The organism is Azospirillum sp. B506, assembly GCF_000333595.1.
Taxonomy (GTDB): Bacteria; Pseudomonadota; Alphaproteobacteria; order Azospirillales; family Azospirillaceae; genus Azospirillum.
On the sequence record NZ_BADK01000379.1, the window covers coordinates 1 to 1,334 of the forward strand.

1 protein-coding gene is annotated in these 1,334 nt (G+C 69.1%); it reads right to left on the minus strand.

Annotated features, from left to right (window positions below):
- Positions 1 to 131 precede the first annotated feature (131 nt).
- Positions 132 to 1,157 (minus strand): major capsid protein, encoded by a 1,026-nt coding sequence (locus tag I71_RS11645; protein WP_042695024.1) that lies wholly within the window; start codon positions 1,155 to 1,157, stop codon positions 132 to 134.
- Between the last annotated feature and the right edge of the window lie 177 nt (positions 1,158 to 1,334).

Here is a 1,334-nt window from a genome sequence, read left to right on the forward strand (position 1 = left end):
GGCAAAGCCGCGGCCACCAGGGACGCGGCCTGGTTGTCCTCCGGATCCTTGACCTCGATGACGGCCCCCGGCCGCAGCACGGTCTCCTTTGCCACCTTCACGGTGGCCAGCAGGCGCAGCTTGGCCATGGCTCACCTCACCGTCGCGCACATGCAGGCGTTGGGACGCCGCGGATAGACCAGCGGCGCCGACTGGCTCAGCAGCATGCGCCGGCCCGGGTTCTCCTCGATCCAGCTCTTGGGGAAGACCTCCAGGGCCTGGTAGCCGGCGCGCGGGTCGAGGATGGCGCCATGGGCCTGGATGCCCTCCATGGCGCCGGTGGCGCCCAGCAGGACCGTATGGTCCGGCAGCAGCTCCCTGGTGGCGCCGTTGTCCTTGTACGTATCGTTGTACGTATAAAATTCCACCATCCCGATCCGGCCCTTGAACACCGGGGTGCCGGGGACACCGGGCTGGAAGCCCATCTGGACGATGGCCGCCTGCCCCAGCGTGCGGTCGAGCACCTTCTCCAGCTTGGGGTCGGCCTCGAACAGCGCCCAGGCCTTGGCGTCCATCACCGCCACGTTGACCGCGGCGCCGGACTTCCGCCCCACCAGGTCGATCCATTCCGACAGGTCGGCATAGGGCGACACCCCGGCCTCGCCCCAGCGGGCGCCGCCCGACAGCACCAGCGACAGATCGCCGTCGCGCTGGAAATCCACCAGGACCTCCGGGTAATCGTCACCCTTCACCACGCATTTGCCGGTGCGCAGGACCTCGGCCGCCATCACCTCCTTGCGGCGCAGGATCTGGTTGAGCTGGCGCTGCAGCTTGGCGCCCAGGATGGCCTGTTCGCGGGCGCCGGCCGACAGGGTGCCGGTCAGCGGTTCGCCGGCCAGCCGGCGCAGCGGCTCGCCCGGCTTGATGTCGTGCAGCGGCTTGACATAGGCCGGGGCGAACATCCGGGTTTCATAGCCGGTGTCGGCGCCGACGCGGCCGGCAGCCAGCGGCGAGACGAAAGGGGCGATCTCGATGTCATCGACCTCGACGTCGAAGATGATCTTTTCGTCGTCGCTGAAGCTGGCCAGCGGGAAGAACATGCTCAGCAGGAAGCGGGGGGCCTTGGCGCGCAGCGACTGCAGCACCCCCAGCATGGCGAGGGTCGAATAGATGTCCATGGGTGGGGTCCTCAGAGGAAGATCGACAGGTCGCGCAGCGCGTCGGCCGCCGACGCGGCGGAGTGGCCGGCGCCGAAGGTCAGCTCGCCCGCATTGAACTCGCCGGTGAGGTAGACGACGGCCTGGATATCGGCCGCCGGGGCGTCAACCGGCTCGGCCAGGAGGGGCGCACCGCTT